Below are 17,877 nucleotides of genomic sequence, written 5' to 3' on the forward strand. Positions count from 1 at the left end.
TACCCTCTGTAGCCGCTGCCGCAGGCTGCGCAAGGCACCGCAGGGGCCTCGGTGGCCGGGGAGTCGCTGCGAGCCTGCGGCTCGTTCGCAGCCTTCGGCAGCGGCTACATAAAGCGATGCGCGAAGGCCCGTAGGGGCCTCGGCGGTCGCGGAATCGCTGCGAGCCTGCGGCTCGTTCGCAGCCTTCGGCAACGGCTACATAAAGCGATGCGCGAAGGCCCGCAGGGGCCTCGGCGGCCGGGGAGTCGCTGCGAGCCTGCGGCTCGTTCGCAGCCTTCGGCAGCGGCTACATAAAGCGATGCCCGCAGGGCCTTGCGCGACGTTCCCCAGATGCCTTTTCCTGCACAACCTGCAGCAGCGGCTACACCGCCGAGCCTTGGCGCGCCTGCCAGTCGCGCAGCCATTGCAGGCCGGCGGAGGTGTCGCCACGCGGGCGGTATTCGCAACCGACCCAGCCGTCATAGCCGAGCTCGTCCATCAATTGGAACAGGTAGGGATAGTTCAGCTCGCCAAGGTCCGGCTCGTGACGATCCGGCACTCCGGCGATCTGGATATGGCCGATGCCCGGCAGATCCCGCCGCAGCTTCACCGCCAGGTCGCCTTCGACGATCTGGCAGTGGTAGCAGTCGAACTGCACCTTGAGGTTGGCCGCACCGACTTCCTTGCAGAGGGCCTGGGCCTGGGCCTGGCGATTGAGGAAGAACCCCGGCATGTCCCGGGTGTTGATCGGCTCCAGCAGCACGGTGACTCCGACCTTGGCCGCCTGGGTCGCGGCGTGGGCCAGGTTCTCCAGGTACACCCCGTGATGCCGGGCGCGGTCGCTTTCCGACGGCAGCAGGCCGGCCATCACGTGGATCCGTGAATTGCCCAGCACCGCGGCGTACTCCAGGGCCTTGTCGAAGCCCTGGCGGAACTCCTGCTCGCGTCCGGGCAGGGAGACGATGCCCCGCTCCCCCGCCGCCCAGTCACCGGGCGGCGCGTTGAACAGGGCCTGCTGCAGGCCATTATCGTCCAGGCGCTGTTTCAGTTGCGCGGGGCTGTAGTCGTAGGGAAACAGGTATTCCACCGCGCTGAAACCATCGGCCGCCGCAGCGGAAAACCGCTCAAGGAAGTCATGTTGCGGGTAGAGCATGCTGAGGTTGGCAGCAAAACGAGGCATGGGAACTCCTGGGACAAAGGGTCAGACAAACGGCCAGATCAGCAGGGTAATACAGAACCCCAAGGTGCCGAGCAAGGTGGTAATCACGGTCCAGGTGCGCAGGCCATCGGCGACGTTGAGCCCGGCCAGCTTGGTGAAGATCCAGTACCCGGCGTCGTTGATATGGGACATGGCCAGCCCGCCACCGCCCATGGCCAGGCACAGCAGGGCCATGTGGTTGGGGCTCAGGTTAAGGGTGGCGATCAGCGGCGCGATGATGCCCGCCGTGGTCACCAGGGCCACGGTGGTGGAGCCTTGCACAGCGCGCAGCAGCATGGTCAGCAAGAAGCCCAGGGCCAGGACCGGCAGCCCGGTGGTGCGCAACAAGTCGGAGACCACCGCGCCGATCCCGGTGTCCACCAGGACCTTGCCGAACACCCCGCCGGCCCCGGCAATCAGGATCACCATGGCCACCCCGGGCAGCGCCGAGCCGATCACATCGGACACCTGGCTGCGGCTCCAGCCACGGCGCGAGCCCAGCAGCCAGGCACACAGCAAGGTGTCCAGCAGCAGCGCCACCAGCGGCGCACCCAGTACCGTGAGCACTCCGCGCAGGGCGGACTCCACCGGCAGCAACGAGGTGGCCAGGGTGCCCAGCAGGATCAACACGATAGGCAGCAGGATCAGGCCGACGATCAGGCCGAAACCCGGTGGCGGCGCCGGCGGCAGCTTCGCCGCCAGAGTGCCGGTGGACTCCTCCAGGCCCATATGGGCCACGGCCGCCACCGCTTGCGGGCTGGCCGGCTGTGCGGCGCCGTTGTTCCAGGCCGCGAGGTCTTCATTGGTAACGTGCGGGCCATAGACTTCGGCGCGGATATCGTCGGTCATCGGGTAGTTGCGCCGGGTCATGCGCCCCGCCACGCGGTAGCCGACATAGCACAGCAGCGCGGTCAGCGGCAGGCCGAACATCAGCACCCGGCCCAGGTCCGCCCCCAGCTGGCTGGCCGCCGCCACCGCGCCCGGATGGGGCGGCAGGAAGGCGTGCACGGTGAGCAGCGCGGCGCACATCGGCAAGGCGAACACCAGCAGCGGCTTGCGCGCACTGCGGGCCACGCCGTAGGCCAGCGGCATGAGGATGATCACCCCGACTTCGAAGAACACCGGCACGCCGATGATGAAGCCGGCCATGGTCAGGGCCAGGGGCGTGCGGCGGTTGCCGAAGCGCTCGATCAGGGTCTTGGCCAGGGCCTCGGCACCGCCGGACAGCTCGATGATGCGGCCGATCATGGCGCCCAGGGCAATGATGATGGCGATGTGGCCAAGGGTCTTGCCCATGCCGCCTTCGATGGTGGCCACCAGTTCCGCCGGTTTCACCCCGGCCACCAGCGCCACCAGGATGCTCACCAGCATCAGCGCGACAAAGGGCTGGAACTTGTACTTGAGCACCAGAAACAGCAGCAGGGCGATACCGGCCCCGGCGGTGATCATCAGAATCAGCGGGCTCATTGGCCAAGCCCTCCACACAGTGGCTGGCAGGTGTGGCAGGTGACGCTGGAACCCGTAAAGCACATGCAGTCATTCATCTCGGGAAGTCCTGTTGTTATTGTTTTTACCGGCAAGCCGCTCCCCACGGGAGTCCTGTCAAGGCTCCCGGGGACAGGCTTGCATCAAGCGTTGGCAGTCGTGCTGCGTTTACCAGGCGGCGCCGAAGGCGTCCCGCAGTTCATCCAGCGCGGTCTGGTCCAGAGGCGCCGGGCGCGGCTGGGTGAGCAACCACAGGCGCGCGGTTTCCTCCAGCTCCTCCAGGGCGTAGCTGGCCTTGGACACGCTGCTTTCCCAGACCACCGGGCCCAGGCGTTCGAGCATCACCCCACGCACCCGGTTGGCCAGTTGCGCCACCTGCTCGGCAACCTTGGGCGAACCCGGACGCTGGTAGCCGATCAGTGGAATGTGCCCGACCTTCATCACCTGGTACGGGGTCAGCGGCGGCAGGATGTCGTCGTCGCGCCAGACCCCGGCCAGGGTCAGTGCCACCAGATGGGTGGAATGGGTGTGCACCACCCCGCCCACCCCCGGATTGCGGTCATACACCTGACGATGCAGGGCCAGGGTCTTGGACGGCTTGTCGCCGCTGACCCACTCCCCCGCCAGGTTGACCTTGGCAATCGCCGCCGGATCGAGGCGCCCCAGGCAGACGTCGGTGGGGGTGATCAGCCAGCCATCGTCGAGCCGCGCGCTGATGTTGCCGGCGCTGCCCACGGTGTAGCCGCGCTGATAGAGGCTGCGGCCGACGTCGCAGATTTCTTCGCGCAGAGCGTTTTCCCGGCTCATGGCTGACCTCCGGCCAGTTGGCCCAGGGCCTTGCTGAAAAAGTCGCGACCGCCGAAGTTGCCGGACTTCAGGGCCAGGGCCAGGGGCTCGCCGCCGCTGCTGACCGTGGCCGGCACCCCGGGGTCGATCTGCGCGCCGATCTGCAACAGGCGCACGCCCAGGGCCTTGACCACCGCTCCGGAGGTTTCGCCGCCGGCCACCACGAAGCGCCGCACGCCGTTATCCCGCAGGCCCCGGGCGATCTCGCCCAGGGCGTTCTCCACCAGGGCCCCGGCGCGCTCCACGCCCAATTGCCGCTGCACCGCCTTGACCTGCTCGGGGGTGCTGGTGGCGTAGATCAGCACGGTGTCCTGCTGGGCCTGGACAAAGGCCAGCGCCTGGGCCACCACCGGTTCACCGGCCGCCAGGGCCAGGGGGTCGATGCGTAGGGCTGGGCGCTCGGCTTCCAGCCAGGCGTCCACCTGGGCATTGGTGGCTGCCGAGGCACTGCCGGCCAGCACCACTTCGCCACCGGCCACCGGCGGCAGGCTCGCGGCGTCCAGGTCCCGCAGCTTGCCGGCGCGGCGGAAGTTCTCCGGCAGGCCCAGGGCCAGCCCGGATCCGCCGGTCAACAGCGGCAGGTCGGCGCAGGCCGCGCCGAGGGTATAGAGGTCGGCATCGGACAGTGCATCGGCAATCGCCATGGCGACGCCCTTGCCCCGCAGTTCGGCGATCTTCGCCCGCACCGCGTCCACGCCCTGGGCGACGCTGTCGTAACGCAGCAGGCCCACCGGCAGCACAGTCTGCGCTTGCAGCACCCGCACCAGGTTGGCGTCGGTCATCGGCGTCAGCGGGTGATGCTGCATGCCGGACTCGTTGAGCAACTGGTCCTGGACGAACAGGTGGCCACGGAAAATCGTCCGGCCGTTCTCCGGAAACGCCGGGCAAGCCAGGGTGAAATCGCTGCCCAGGGCCTTGAGCAAGGCCTCGCTGACCTGACCGATATTGCCCGCCGCGGTGGAGTCGAAGGTCGAGCAGTACTTGAAGAAGATCTGTTCGCAGCCCTGCTCGCGCAGCCAGTGCAGGGCCGCCAGGGATTCGGCCACCGCCTCGCCCACCGGCGTGGTGCGGGACTTCAGCGCAATCACCACGGCGTCGGCGTCCAGGCCGGCGGCCACTTCGGCGCTGGGAATGCCAATGCTCTGCACCGTGCGCATGCCGCCGCGCACCAGCATGTTGGCCAGGTCGGTGGCGCCGGTGAAGTCATCGGCGATGCAACCCAGCAACGGGCGTGGAGTGGAAGTCGTCATCACAGGCTCCTCAAACGGCATCGGGCTTGGCCACGGGCAGCTCAATGCCCGGGAAGATCTTGATCACCGCCGAGTCATCCTCGCGGCCGAAACCGGCGCTGGAGGCCTGCATGAACATCTGGTGCGCGGTGGCCGACAGCGGCAGCGGGAACTTGCTGGCCCGAGCGGTATCCAGCACCAGGCCCAGGTCCTTGACGAAGATGTCCACTGCGGACAACGGCGTGTAGTCGGCCTTGAGGATATGCGGCACGCGGTTCTCGAACATCCACGAGTTGCCGGCGCTGTGGGTGATCACCTCGTACAGGGCATCGGCGTCCACCCCTTCGCGCAGGCCCAGGGCCATGGCTTCGGCGGAGGCGGCAATGTGCACCCCGGCCAGCAACTGGTTGATGATCTTGACCTTGGAGCCCAGCCCGTGGGCATCCCCCAGGCGGTAGACCTTGCCCGCCATGCCGGCGAGGATCGCCTCGGCCTTGGCGTAAGCGGCCGCCGGGCCGGAGGTCATCATGGTCATCTCGCCGGCGGCGGCCTTGGCCGCGCCCCCGGAGATCGGTGCATCCAGATAGAGCAAGCCCAGGGCCTCCAGGCGCTGGCCCAGGTCCACGGCGTAGGTCGGGGCCACGGTGGCGCAACCGATCACCAGGCTGCCAGGGCGCAATGCCGCCACCGCCCCGCCCTCGCCGAACAGCACGCTCTCGGTCTGCTCGGCATTGACCACCACGGTGATGATCACCTCGCACTGTTCCGCCAGCTGGGCGGCCGAGGCACAGGCCACGCCGCCTTCAGCGGCGAATTGCTCGGTGACGGCGGCACGCACGTCACAGGCATGCACCTTGAAACCGCTGCGCAGCAACGACCGGGCGATGCCCAGGCCCATGGCGCCAAGACCGATGACACCGACATTGTTGTTATTCATGGGGGACTCCAGTGAAAGACCACGGCCGGACCACGCCAGACAGGCGACGGCCAGCAACCGGGGAAGGCAGGGAAACCCGGGCAGCGGGCCCGGCAGACGAAGGTGAACAGGCAGCAACAGGCACTGCGCCCGAATGGGCAGCGTGGCGGCACAGGGCACCCTGGGCGGGTGCGCTGGAAGGCAGGAGCGAATCGATCATCGTGGCCATCCTGTTGCTGTTGTTATCAGGTTGAACGTTGGCTGTGAACGATCATCCACCAATGAACGGATTATGTGAAGATATTTTTCAATCTAACATTTTTTAACATCGCCATTCCCCGCCTCCCCGCCCCGGCTGCGTGACCGCCACTGGTCGGAACGACGCGGTCCGGGCGCCGCGGACTGCTACAACCATTCACAGCCCTGATCTGGATCAGCATTGAGCGCAGGATCCTGGCCGAGGCTCAGGACAGGTGAAGGCGGACTGGTGGTAGCACCCTTCATCGCAACCCCGTTGACGCCCCCCATGACCAGGGGCTCAATGGCCCATCTGGTTATGCTTGGACAAGGATGATTCAACATGGCAAAGATCGAAGTTCTATCGGGCGATTTTCTGCAAGGCGCCGGCGAGTACCGGCACGGCACCTTCAGGCTCAAGACGGTATTCAACAGCTCCGGTGTCGAGGTCAAGGCGTCGGCGTTCAAGAGCCTGGAGATCGCCACTGAAAGCCCCGTCGCCAACAAGGACGCCTTCGGTTACGGCGTGGCCGGCGCCATGCTGCTGGGGCCGGTAGGCGCCATTGCCGGTTACCTGATGGCGGGGACGGAAAACGAAGTGACCTTCATCGGCACCCTCAAGGATGGCCGGCAACTGATGGCCGCCACCGACAGCGACACGTACAAGGACATCTCCCGGCACGTGTTGAATTGATCATCGGCAAAGTTATATCAAGTGCTCATGTCATCCGGTCTCTGGCATGAGCACTTTTTCATTACCCCTCGTTATATAAGCTCGGCTGTTGCAGCACTGAACTTAGTCTCTTAGCTGAACCTCACCTGAAACTTCATCGCCAAATACTCTTTCAAGACAATTTGACCTTGACTCCCGGGACCCTCCTGAGTAAATTGCGCGGGCCGGTCAAACCGGCCTTTTTTCAACTCACTAAAGAAGCCAATGGACACAGTATCTAGACGCTGTCTGGTCACTGCCGCTGCGCAGCGCCAGGCACCCCTGAACAATGACGGGACTCGACTCCGCGGTCGGGTAAGCTGCGCTAGGGCTTGACGCTCCAACGTAACTTGCCTCCCCGGAACCAGTCCGGTCACGAGGCAAAAGTTATGCACTTCACATCTTCCGTACTGCCAGGCGTACGCGCCTTCGCTGCGACCATGCGGGTCCGGCTGTGCCGTGAGCCCAAGGCTCTGGCGCGCTCCCCCTTCTCCTCTTGCGTGCCCACCGCCAGCACCGCTCTGCGGGCCAATTGGCGCGTCTGCCCGATGACCGGCCAGCTCCAGCAACGCTGGAGCCTGGACGACAGCCAGGACCCGCAGAGTCGGGGCGCAGCCCTGCTGCGGCAGGCCGGACTGATCTTCGGCCTGTACCTCGGGGCGCGCACTTCCGCCTGATTCGACGGTCATTCACCGTTGTTTACCCACGAACTTTCAAGTTTGAAGTTCGACGGTTTCTTATTGCCTGTCAGTTAACTAATTCTGTTGGAGAAAGTTATGGAAGAGGCCAGTAGTAGGTTCGCTGTCCATTCAACTTCACTGTTTGGACAGCGAACGTTAAAACCTGAAAAACGCCAAGATCCTAATCGATCGCCAACCTGCGATTCGACATACTTTCGCTCGTCTTTAATTAGTTGAGTTGTCGGTGTGTCGTGTCGCAGTCAGGCGGCAGGAGCACACGCAATGACTGTAAAAACCGCAACTTCCCGCAACACCAGCGCCAGCCGCGACAGCAACAAACTGTCGATGCGCGCCGCCCGCGAAGCCCAGAACGGCCTGGCCGTGACCCTGGCCAACGTCAACTCCAGCACCGCCGGCCTGACTGAACTGGACGCCGAAGGCCGCCTGCAACGCGACGGCCACAACGAAGTCGCCCACGACCGTCCGCCCCACGCCCTGGTGCAATTGCTGCAAGCCTTCAACAACCCCTTCATCTATGTGCTGATGACCCTGACCGGTATCAGTTTCTTCACCGACTTCTGGCTGCCGCTGCAAGCCGGCGAAGAAACTGATCTGACCGGCGTGATCATCGTCCTGGTGATGGTGCTGGCCAGCGGCCTTATGCGCTTCTGGCAGGAACACCGCTCGGCCAAGGCCGCCGAAGCCCTCAAGGCCATGGTCCGCACCACCGCTGCGGTGCTGCGCCGCGAGCAGATGGGCATGCAGGCCCGAGTTCGCGAAGTGCCGATGCGCGAGCTGGTGGTGGGCGACATCATCCAGTTGTCGGCCGGCGACATGATCCCGGCGGACATCCGCCTGATCGAATCCCGCGACCTGTTCATCAGCCAGGCGGTGCTCACCGGCGAAGCCCTGCCGGTGGAGAAATACGACACCCTGGGCGCCGTGCAGGAAAAATCCGCCCAGGCCCTGGCCGCCGACCAGCAAGACCTGCTGGACCTGCCGAACATCTGCTTCATGGGCACCAACGTGGTCAGCGGCACCGCCACCGCGGTGGTGGTGGCCACCGGCGAGCGCACCTACTTCGGTTCCCTGGCCCGTTCCATCGTCGGCTCGCGCTCGCAGACCGCCTTCGACCGTGGGGTCAACAGCGTCAGCTGGCTGCTGATCCGCTTCATGCTGGTGATGGTGCCCATCGTCCTGCTGATCAACGGCTTCACCAAGGGCGACTGGGCCGATGCCTTCATGTTCGCCCTGGCGGTGGCGGTCGGCCTGACCCCGGAAATGCTGCCAATGATCGTCAGCGCCAACCTGGCCAAGGGCGCCGCGGCCATGGCCAAGCGCAAGGTGGTGGTCAAGCGCCTCAACGCGATCCAGAACTTCGGCGCCATGGACGTGCTGTGCACCGACAAGACCGGCACCCTGACCCAGGACCGGATCATCCTCGAACACCACGTCGACATCAGCGGCAGCCGCTGCGATGCGGTGCTGCAACTGGCCTGGCTCAACAGCCACCACCAGAGCGGCATGAAGAACCTGATGGACCGCGCCGTGGTCGCCTTCGCCGAGGGCAATCCGCACTTCACCCCGCCCGCCGCCTGGCGCAAGGTCGATGAACTGCCCTTCGACTTCGTCCGTCGGCGCCTGTCGGTGATCCTCGCCGATGCCCGTGGCGACCACCTTTTGGTGTGCAAGGGCGCGGTGGAAGAAATGCTCGAAACCGCCACCCGGGTCCGCCAGGACGGCATCGTCGTGAGCCTCGACGCCGAGCGCCGCGCCGCCCTGCTGCAACTGGCCGAGGACTACAACCGCGACGGCTTCCGCGTGCTGCTGCTGGGCACCCGGGACCTGCCCAAGGGCCAGACCCGCAACCAGTACAGCGCCAGCGACGAGCGCGAGCTGGTGATCGAAGGCTTCCTGACCTTCCTCGATCCGCCCAAGGAAACCGCCGGCCCGGCCATCGCCGCCCTGCGTGACAACGGCGTGACGGTCAAGGTGCTGACCGGCGACAACCCCATCGTCACCGCGAAGATCTGCCGCGAGGTGGGCCTGGAAGCGGGCGAGCCGCTGCTGGGTCGCGACATCGAGCACATGGATGACCAGGTGCTCGGGCGCCTGGTGGAAGAACGCACGGTGTTCGCCAAGCTCACCCCGCTGCAGAAGTCCCGGGTGCTCAAGGCCCTGCAGGCCAACGGCCACACCGTGGGCTTCCTCGGCGACGGCATCAACGACGCCCCGGCCCTGCGCGATGCCGACGTCGGCATCTCGGTGGACAGCGGCACCGACATCGCCAAGGAATCGGCGGACATCATCCTCCTGGAAAAGAGCCTGATGGTGCTGGAAGAAGGGGTGATCAAGGGCCGCGAGACCTTCGGCAACATCATGAAGTACCTGAACATGACCGCCAGCTCCAACTTCGGCAACGTGTTCTCGGTGCTGGTGGCCAGTGCCTTCATCCCCTTCCTGCCGATGCTGGCGATCCACCTGCTGCTGCAGAACCTGATGTACGACTTCTCCCAGCTGGCCCTGCCCTGGGACAAGATGGACAAGGAATACCTGGCCAAGCCGCGCAAGTGGGACGCCAACAACATCGGGCGCTTCATGCTGTGGATCGGGCCGACCTCGTCGATCTTCGACATCACCACCTTCGCCCTGATGTGGTACGTGTTCGCCGCCAACAGCGTGGAAATGGCCGCCCTGTTCCAGTCCGGCTGGTTCATCGAGGGGCTGCTGTCCCAGACCCTGGTGGTGCACATGCTGCGCACCCGCAAGATCCCGTTCATCCAGAGCACCGCGGCCCTGCCGGTGATGCTGGCCACGGGACTGGTGATGGCCCTGGGGATCTACGTGCCCTTCTCGCCCCTGGGCAGCATGGTTGGCCTGGTGCCGCTGCCGTGGGAATACTTCCCGTGGCTGGTGGGCACCCTGCTCAGCTACTGCGTGGTCGCCCAGACCATGAAGACCCTGTACATCCGCCGCTTCAAGCAGTGGTTCTAAGGGCCTGGTTCTAAGGGCGTGAGCCCGGCGCGGCCGCCCTCGGACGGCCGCGCCCGATACACCTGACCAACGATGCCACCGTCGGCGCGGCCAGCGCCCTGCCGACGGCGACGCTGTTCGCCCGAAAGGAGCATCGCCATGTATCTCAAGCCTTTTTCCATGGTGCAACGCGGCCTCCAGGCCCTGCTGGTCTGCTGCCTGTGCACCAGCGCCCGCCTGCTCACCCGCGTGAGCATCCGGCTGTATGTCCGCGGCCTGCTGAGCGCGGTCGAAATTCGTTTTCTGCTGGGTTTCAGCGCCACCCTCACCCGCGCCTCGCTGCGGGTGGCGATCGCCTGAACCCGTCACCGACCCGGGAGCACACTCATGTCGGGCACCACACTTCTGATCAACCTGGCCGGGGCCATCGCCCTGCTGCTCTGGGGCTCGCAGATGATTTCCGGATCCCTGCTGCGCGGCTTCGGCAGCCCGCTGCGGCACTGGCTCGGACAACACCTGAACAACCGCTGGCTGGCGCTGCTGTGCGGCGTCGGCATCACCGGCGTGCTGCAAAGCAGCACCGCGGTGAGCCTGATGGCCAGCTCCTTTACCGCCGCCGGCACCCTGGGCCTGGCCCCGGCGCTGGCGGTCATGCTCGGGGCCAATATCGGCTCGACCCTGGTGGTCCAGCTGCTCAGCCTCGACCTGTCGCTGCTGGCCCCGGTGCTGTTGCTGACGGGTTTCCTGACCTTGCGCCTGCGGGACGACTCGCGCTTTGAAAGCATCGGCTGCGCCCTGATCGGCCTGGGCCTGATGCTGCTGGCCCTGGGCATGCTCGGCGCCACCCTCGGCGCGGTGGAAAGCACCCCGGTGTTCCAGCTGGTGATGACCAGCCTCGACGGCGACCTGCTGCTGGCGCTGCTGGTGGCCATGCTGCTGACCTGGATGTGCCACTCCAGCGTCGCGGTGGTGCTGCTGATCGCCTCCCTGGCCGGCACCGGCCTGCTGTCGCCGGCCACCAGCATGGCCCTGGTGCTGGGGGTCAACCTCGGCGGCACCCTGCCATCCCTGCTCAGCGCCAGCGGCAACGTGGCCCGGCGCCTGCCCCTGGGCAACCTGCTGGTGCGCCTGCTGGGCGTGGCCCTGGTGCTGCCGTGGATCACCGCCCTGGCCCGCCTGGAGGCGGTGCAGACCCTGGCACCGGAGTTGCTGGTGGTCTACCTGCACAGCGCCTTCAGCCTGGTCCTGGCCCTGCTGTTCATCGGCTTCACCCAGCCCCTGGGCAAACTGCTGACCCGGCTGCTGCCGGCCCCCGCCCCGGTCACCGACCCGGGCATGCCGCTGTACCTGGATCAGGCCGGCCTGGAAGTGGCCAACATCGGCCTGGCCAACGCCGCCCGCGAAGCCCTGCGCATGGCCGACATGCTTTCGAGCATGCTCGACCGGGTGCTGCAGCTGTTTCGCACCTCAAGCATCACCCATGCCGAGCAGGTGCGGCACATCGACCAGTCCCTGGACCTGCTCAGCGCGGCCATCCGCGCCTATCTGGCGGACGTCGGCAAGGAAGGCATCAGCGACCAGGATGCTGACCGCTCCCAGGAGATCCTGCTGCTGGTGATCAACCTGGAGCACGCCGGCGACATCCTCGCCACCAGCCTGGCGCAACTGGCGGTGCGCCGCCTGCGCCGTGGCGAAGCCTTCTCCGAGTTCGAGCTGGGCACCCTGTACCCGCTGCACCAGGAGCTGCTGGACAGCCTGAGCCTGGCCATCACCGTGTTCCTGCGCGAAGACCTGCCCACCGCCCACCAGTTGCTGGCACGCAAGGAAAACGTGCGGCGCCTGGAAGCCGCCGCCGGCCGCGAGCACTTTCGCCAACTGCGCGAAGACCAGAGCGCCTGGGCCGAGTCCGGGGACATCTTCCAGCGCCTGCTGCGGGACTACCGCCGGGTCCACCACCACATCGCCGCCCTGGCCTACCCGGCCCTGGAGCGCGCCGGCGAGCGCGACATCGAGCACGGCTACCTCAGCGAGCCCCTGGCCGAAGCGCCGGGCGCCGAGCACCCCGTGGCCGGGCTCAAGGAGGACAGCCCATGCGCGTCCTGATCTGCGCCGGCCGCTACTACGCCGACAGCCGCCTGTGCCGCCGGGTCCTGGAAGCCTTCCAGCGCCTGCACGAAGTGCGGGTGGTGATCCACGGCGGCAGCCAGTTCCTCGGTGCCCACATCGAGGACTGGGCCCGGGAAACCGGGGCCCACATCGTCCGCTACCCGCCCAACTGGCAACTGCACGGCAAACACGCCGAGCGCCTGCGCAACAGCTTCATGCTGGCCGACAGCCGCCCGGACATCGTCCTCGCCCTGCCCGGCGGGGAAGACACCGAAGAGCTGCTGGCCCAGGCCCGGGTCCGCGGCATCCAGACCCTATCGGTGGACGCCCAGTAAACACCCCACGCAGCACACACCCGCGCCGGCTCCCCAACCAAACGGTCCGGCGCCCCAACAGAACGAGACCTGCCATGTCCAAGCACCGCCCACATCGCTCCTCGCGTTGCGCCTCCTGGGGCCACACCCTGCCTGCCGCGAAAAGCCGCATGCTCAAACGCAACCTGCTGTTCCTCGCCCTCACCGCCGGGGCCACCGCGACCCTGGCCCTGTGCTCCAAGGCCCAGGCCGCCGGCGGCGCCTACGTGGTGGATGACGGCGCCATCAACGCCCCCGGGGAATGCAACGTCGATGCCTGGTACCAGAGCACCCGGCACCAGGGCTCCAGCCACAACAGCGTGATTGCCCCGGCCTGCACCTTCAGCCAACTGCCCTGGGTACAAGTGGGAGCCGCGGTACAGCGCCAGCAGGCCGACGATCACGGCGAAACCCAGCTCAGTCCACAGATCAAGGTCCAACTGCTGAACCGCGAAGACCTGGGCCTGCAACTGGCCCTGGCCGGCTCCGCCCACTGGGCCCTGAACCGCAACCACAGCTTCGACGGCGGCGACCTCACCCTGCCCCTGACCTTCAGCGCCAGCGACCGCCTACGGCTGAACCTCAATGCCGGTTGGACCCACGCCTACGACGATGGCGAGCAGAACCACCGCTGGACCTGGGGCAGCGGAGTCGAATACGACCTGATGCCGAGCCTGACCCTGATTGCCGAGCGCTACGGCCAGCGCGGCGGCGAACAAGGCTGGCAGGCTGGCCCACGCCTGCACGTGGGCCAGCACCTGGACCTGGACCTGATCCTGGGCCAGCACCTGACCGAAGCCCGCGACCGCTGGCTGACCACCGGCGCAACCCTGCGCTTCTGAGCGCCCCTAGAATCACCACCCCTGTAGCCGCTGCTGAGCCTGCGAAGCTGCGCAAAGGCCCAAAGGGCCTTGCCTGACGATCTTGGGCAGCCTCAAGATCCCCGCGTCTCCTGCGGAGCCGTTCGCAGCCTGCGGCAGCGGCTACACGAAACGCGGCGAATCCTGTAGCCGCTGCTGAGCCTTAGCGAAGCTGCGAAAAGGTCCGCAGGACCTTGCCTGACGATCGCCTGCCAAACCTCTATCGTTCTTGAGAACCCTGCGTCTCCTGCGGAGCCGTTCGCAGCCTGCGGCAGCGGCTACACGAAACGCAGCGAATCCTGTAGCCGCTGCCGAGCCTTAGCGAGGCTGCGAAAAGGCCCGCAGGGCCTTGCCTGACGATCGCCTGCCAAACCTCTATCGTTCTTGAGAACCCTGCGTCCCTACGGGCCGTTCGCAGCCTGCGGCAGCGGCTACACGAAACGCGGCGAATCCTGTAGCCGCTGCTGAGCCACGGCGAAGCTGCGCAAAGGTCCGCAGGACCTTGCCTGAGGATCGCCTGCCAAACCTCCATCGCTGTTGAGAACCCTGCGTCCCTGCGGGCCGTTCGCAGCCTGCGGCAGCGGCTACACGAAACGCGGCGAATCCTGTAGCCGCTGCCGAGCTTTAGCGAGGCTGCGAAAAGGCCCGCAAGACCTTGCCTGACGATCGCCTGCCAAACCTCTATCGTTCTTGAGAACCCTGCGTCCCTGCGAGCCGTTCGCAGCCTGCGGCAGCGGCTACAGGGGCAGTGGATGCAGGGCGTCGTCGAATTGGTCCAGACGCGGGAAGACCAGGGGTTGGTCGTTCGCCAGGTGCTGCAGGCGTTGACGGTAGCTGTGCAGGAAATCTTCTCGGGCTTCCTGGCTGATGTAGGGCACATGCCAGGCCACGAACGGTTCCAGCACCTCGCACCCGACATAGGCCAAGGTGCCCCGCAGCAGCGGGCGCAGCATGTCCTGCAGCGGTCCATGGATCGCGCCTTCGCCAAACATGTGTTCGCGTCCGCCCAGGGTCAGGGTCACCAGGGCTTTCTTGCCCGCCAGCCCGCCCTGGTCATAGAAGCGCTTGCCGCCATAACACACCCCCGACACCAGCACCCGGTCGATCCAGCCCTTGAGCATGGCCGGCACCGAGAACCAGAACACCGGGAAGTTGAGGATCAACAGGTCGGCCCACAGCAGCTTGTCCAGCTCGCCCTGGATGTCGGCGGCGATGCTCTGGTTCTTCACCCCCAGACGTTGCTCCAGGGCGTACACCAGGTACTCCGGATTATCCCGGGCGGCAAAGTCGGCGGCGCTGGCCACCGGGTTCCAGTTCATGGCGTACAGGTCGCTGACCTGCACCTGGTGCCCCTGGGCCTCCAGGGTGCTGCGGGCCTGGTCGCGCAAGGCGGCGGTGAAGGATTGCGGTTCGGGGTGGGCGTGAACGATCAGTACCTTCATGAAGACTCCTCAAACAGTAGGCAAAGTGGCGGGGGCAACGCGGCGGCTCAGGCAGTGTTCGGCGCACAGGGCAATGCGCCGGCAGGCTTCGCGCAAGTCATCCGGCTGCAGCACCAGCCCCAGGCGGATATGCCCGGCGGCGCTGGGGCCGAAGGCTTCGCCGGCCAGTACCGAGACGCCCTGTTCGTCCAGCAGGCGCTGGCTGAAGGCCTGGGCGCTGAGCCCGGTGGCGCGGATGTCGACCATGACGAACATGCCGCCATCCGGCTTCAGCGGCCGGGCACCGGGGCAATCGGCCAGACAGTCGCAGACCAGATCCCGGCGCTGGCGATAGGCCTCGGCCATCTCCCGCAACTGCGGCAAGGGTTGCTCCAGGGCCACGATGGCCGCGTCCTGGATGAATTCCGGCGAGCCGTAGAGCATGCACAGGGCGAGGTTTTCCAGGTGCGCGGCCAGGGCCGTCGGCGCCACCACCCAGCCCAGGCGCCAGCCGGTCATGGCGTGGGACTTGGACAGACTGTTGAGGGTCGCGGTGCGCTCGGCCATGCCCGGCAAGCTGGCCGGGCTGACATGTTCGCCCTCGTACAGCAGCTCGCTGTAGACCTCGTCGCAGATCAGCCACAGGTCATGCTCGATGCACAGCGCCGCCAGGGCTTCCCAGGTGGCCCGGGGGATGCTGGCCCCCGTGGGGTTGTGCGGGCTGTTGAGCACCAGGGCCCGGGTCTTGCCGGTGATGCGTGCGGCCACCGCCTCGGGCTGCACCCGAAAACCGTCCTCGGCCCGCACCGGCAGCGGCACCACCTGGGCATTGCAGGCGCCGAACACCGCTTCATAGGTGACGTACATCGGCTCGGCCACGATCACCTCGTCGCCCGGGTCCAGCAGGCACTGGGCCACGCTGTACAGCGCGCACTGGGCACCGGCCAGCACCACCACCTGCTCGGCCTCCACTAGTTGCCCGCTGCGCTGCTGATGGCGCCGGGCAATGGCCTCGCGCAAGGCGCGCTTGCCGCGCACATCGGCGTAATGGGTGTGGCCGGCCTGCAGGCTGTCGATGGCCGCCTGGACGATGGGTTGCGGCGTGTCGAAATCCGGGTCGCCCACCGACAACAACCAGACCTCTTCGCCACGTTCGCGTTTGGCCAGGGCCCGGTAATGAATGTCCCAGGCGGCCGCGCCGTCTCCGGCAATACGTTGGGTCAGTTGAGAAAAGCGCATGCTCAGGCTCCAGGCAAAAAGGGATGGTCAGCGCGCACAGGCGTGCTTGAGTTCGATCAGGCTCAGGCCATTGCGGGCAAAGCCGTCGCGCAGTGCCTGCTGCAACTCGTCGAGGCTGGCGGGTTGGCTGACGCTGCAACCGAAGGCTCGGGCCAGGGCGGCAAAATCCGGGTTGCGCGGCAGCACGCCAATGGGCTCGATGTTCAGATCCAGCATGTCGTCGCGGATCTGCCCCAGGGCATCGTTGTTCCACAGCAAGACCACCAGCGGGCTGTCCAGCTCCTCCACCGCCGTGGCCAGCTCCTGCACCGTGTAGAGAAAACCGCCGTCGCCCACCAGCACCAGCCCCGGACGCTCGGGGGCGCCGAGCTTGGCGCCGATCCCCGCCGGCAAGCCGTAGCCGAGGGTGCCGTAGCCGGTGGGGTGCAGCCAGCTGCGGGTGGCCCGGCTCGGGTACAGGTAGTTGCCGCTGTAGGCCAGCTGGGTCATGTCGCTGGCGATAAAGCCGTGTTCCGGCAGCTCGGCGGCAATGCGTTGCAGGATCGAACGGTGGATCTGTTGCAAGGGCCCCTGCCCGTTCTGCACCGCCTGACGCAGATCGGCCACCGCGTGAATCGCCGCCCCGGCTTCGGCCGGTGTGGGGGGCAAGGCCTGGAGCAAGGCGTCCAGGGTGGCGCGGGCATCGCCGTGCAAGGCCACCGCGCACGGATAGAAGTCATTGAACTTGCGCGGGTCGATGTCCAGGCGCAGCAGCTCGCCGTTCAGTGGCAAGCGTTCGCGCCAGTAGTCGGTGTCGGCCATCTCGGTGCCCACCGCCAGCACCACGTCGGCCTGGCTGATCAGCTGCCAGCCGGGCTCCACGCACAGGGTCGCCCCGGCATTGAGCGGCGCTTCGTCCGGCAGCAGGCCCTTGCCGGCGACGCTGCTGAAAAACACCGCGCCCAGGCGTGTGCTCAAGGCCCGCAACTGCTCGGCCGCATGCAGCGCGCCGCCGCCGGCAATGATCATCGGCCGCTTGGCGCGGCGCAGCTTGTCCGCCGCCTGCTGGATATCTGCCGCCGCGGCCGGGCCACGGGCGGGACGCCGGCGCACCTCGCCGGTCCAGTCCCGGGCGACCCTGGCCGCCAGCACATCCAGGGGCACGCTGATGTGCACCGGGCGCGGGCGCTCGCTGTCGAACACGGCAAAGGCCTGGGCGATCAGCTCCGGCAGGTCTTCCGGGCTCAGGGCCAGGGCCGAGAAGGCGGTGATAGGCGCGGTGATGGCGCGCTGGTCCTGGGTTTCATGCAGCGAGCCCCAGCCCTTGCCCAGGCTGGCGCTGTGGTTGACGCTGGAAATCACCAGCAGCGGGATCGAGTCGGCATAAGCCTGGCCAACCGGCGTGGCGACGTTGGTCACCCCCGGGCCGCTGATGACGAAACACACCCCGGGCTTGCCACTGACCCGGGCGTAACCGTCGGCCATGAAGCCCGCGCCCTGCTCATGCCGGGTCAGCACATGGCGAATGCCGCTGCCGGGCAGGCCGCGATACAGCTCCAGGGTGTGCACCCCGGGAATGCCGAACACCGTGTCGACGCCGTAGCCGGCCAGCAGGCGAACCAGGGCCTGGCCACCGGTCAAGGTCTGATCGTGCATGTCTCTTT

15 protein-coding genes are annotated in these 17,877 nt (G+C 66.8%); 7 read left to right on the plus strand and 8 right to left on the minus strand.

Translation table 11 applies throughout. The annotated features are described in order from the left end of the window. Positions 1-361 precede the first annotated feature (361 nt). From otnI to ltnD, 5 genes are all read right to left on the minus strand, one after another. On the minus strand, positions 362-1,159 hold the full coding sequence (gene otnI, locus L1O02_RS17225) for a 2-oxo-tetronate isomerase (protein WP_235758352.1): 798 nt from the start codon (positions 1,157-1,159) through the stop codon (positions 362-364). Between the two features lie 21 nt (positions 1,160-1,180). Further along, entirely contained in the window at positions 1,181-2,644 is a 1,464-nt protein-coding gene (locus tag L1O02_RS17230; protein WP_060843418.1) for an SLC13 family permease, read from the minus strand. A gap of 186 nt (positions 2,645-2,830) precedes the next feature. Further along, complete coding sequence (locus L1O02_RS17235) at positions 2,831-3,469, minus strand: aldolase (RefSeq protein ID WP_060839012.1); 639 nt, start codon at positions 3,467-3,469, stop codon at positions 2,831-2,833. After that, positions 3,466-4,758 (minus strand): 3-oxo-tetronate kinase, encoded by a 1,293-nt coding sequence (gene otnK / locus L1O02_RS17240; RefSeq protein WP_060839011.1) that lies wholly within the window; start codon positions 4,756-4,758, stop codon positions 3,466-3,468. Before otnK ends, L1O02_RS17235 begins: the two co-directional genes overlap by 4 nt. Positions 4,759-4,768: 10 nt before the next feature. Continuing rightward, positions 4,769-5,674 (minus strand): L-threonate dehydrogenase, encoded by a 906-nt coding sequence (ltnD, locus tag L1O02_RS17245; protein WP_060839010.1) that lies wholly within the window; start codon positions 5,672-5,674, stop codon positions 4,769-4,771. A gap of 559 nt (positions 5,675-6,233) precedes the next feature. Here ltnD and L1O02_RS17250 point away from each other — a divergent pair. The 7 genes from L1O02_RS17250 to L1O02_RS17280 all read left to right on the plus strand — a co-directional run bounded on the left by L1O02_RS17250 (position 6,234) and on the right by L1O02_RS17280 (position 13,556). After that, entirely contained in the window at positions 6,234-6,584 is a 351-nt protein-coding gene (locus L1O02_RS17250; protein WP_060839009.1) for a hypothetical protein, read from the plus strand. 407 nt (positions 6,585-6,991) lie between these two features. Further along, the gene (locus L1O02_RS17255) at positions 6,992-7,279 is read left to right on the plus strand and encodes a hypothetical protein (RefSeq protein WP_060843416.1); all 288 of its coding nucleotides are present in this window, start codon (positions 6,992-6,994) and stop codon (positions 7,277-7,279) included. A 285-nt stretch (positions 7,280-7,564) separates the two neighbouring features. Next, positions 7,565-10,276 (plus strand): magnesium-translocating P-type ATPase, encoded by a 2,712-nt coding sequence (mgtA, locus tag L1O02_RS17260; protein WP_060843415.1) that lies wholly within the window; start codon positions 7,565-7,567, stop codon positions 10,274-10,276. Between the two features lie 138 nt (positions 10,277-10,414). Beyond that, positions 10,415-10,615 carry a hypothetical protein gene (locus L1O02_RS17265; protein WP_060839005.1) on the plus strand — a complete coding sequence of 67 codons (201 nt, stop codon included), beginning with the start codon at positions 10,415-10,417 and terminating at the stop codon, positions 10,613-10,615. A gap of 27 nt (positions 10,616-10,642) precedes the next feature. Then, positions 10,643-12,358: a Na/Pi cotransporter family protein gene (locus L1O02_RS17270; protein WP_235758354.1), complete on the plus strand. Its 1,716-nt coding sequence runs from the start codon at positions 10,643-10,645 to the stop codon at positions 12,356-12,358. Further along, positions 12,346-12,696, plus strand: a complete 351-nt coding sequence (locus L1O02_RS17275; protein ID WP_060839003.1) for a DUF2493 domain-containing protein — start codon at positions 12,346-12,348, stop codon at positions 12,694-12,696. Before L1O02_RS17270 ends, L1O02_RS17275 begins: the two co-directional genes overlap by 13 nt. 74 nt (positions 12,697-12,770) lie before the next feature. Next, positions 12,771-13,556: a hypothetical protein gene (locus L1O02_RS17280; RefSeq protein ID WP_235758356.1), complete on the plus strand. Its 786-nt coding sequence runs from the start codon at positions 12,771-12,773 to the stop codon at positions 13,554-13,556. 755 nt (positions 13,557-14,311) lie between these two features. Here the strand turns inward: L1O02_RS17280 and L1O02_RS17285 are convergent. Genes L1O02_RS17285 through L1O02_RS17295 form a run of 3 tightly spaced genes read right to left on the minus strand, consistent with a single transcriptional unit; the run spans position 14,312 to position 17,869 of the window. Continuing rightward, positions 14,312-15,016 carry an NAD(P)H-dependent oxidoreductase gene (locus tag L1O02_RS17285; protein WP_235758358.1) on the minus strand — a complete coding sequence of 235 codons (705 nt, stop codon included), beginning with the start codon at positions 15,014-15,016 and terminating at the stop codon, positions 14,312-14,314. Positions 15,017-15,025: 9 nt separating this feature from the next. Beyond that, entirely contained in the window at positions 15,026-16,234 is a 1,209-nt protein-coding gene (locus L1O02_RS17290; protein ID WP_235758360.1) for a pyridoxal phosphate-dependent aminotransferase, read from the minus strand. Between the two features lie 27 nt (positions 16,235-16,261). After that, on the minus strand, positions 16,262-17,869 hold the full coding sequence (locus tag L1O02_RS17295) for a 5-guanidino-2-oxopentanoate decarboxylase (RefSeq protein WP_235758362.1): 1,608 nt from the start codon (positions 17,867-17,869) through the stop codon (positions 16,262-16,264). Positions 17,870-17,877 lie beyond the last annotated feature (8 nt).

The organism is Pseudomonas sp. BC42, from assembly GCF_021560055.1.
Classification (GTDB): domain Bacteria; phylum Pseudomonadota; class Gammaproteobacteria; order Pseudomonadales; family Pseudomonadaceae; genus Aquipseudomonas.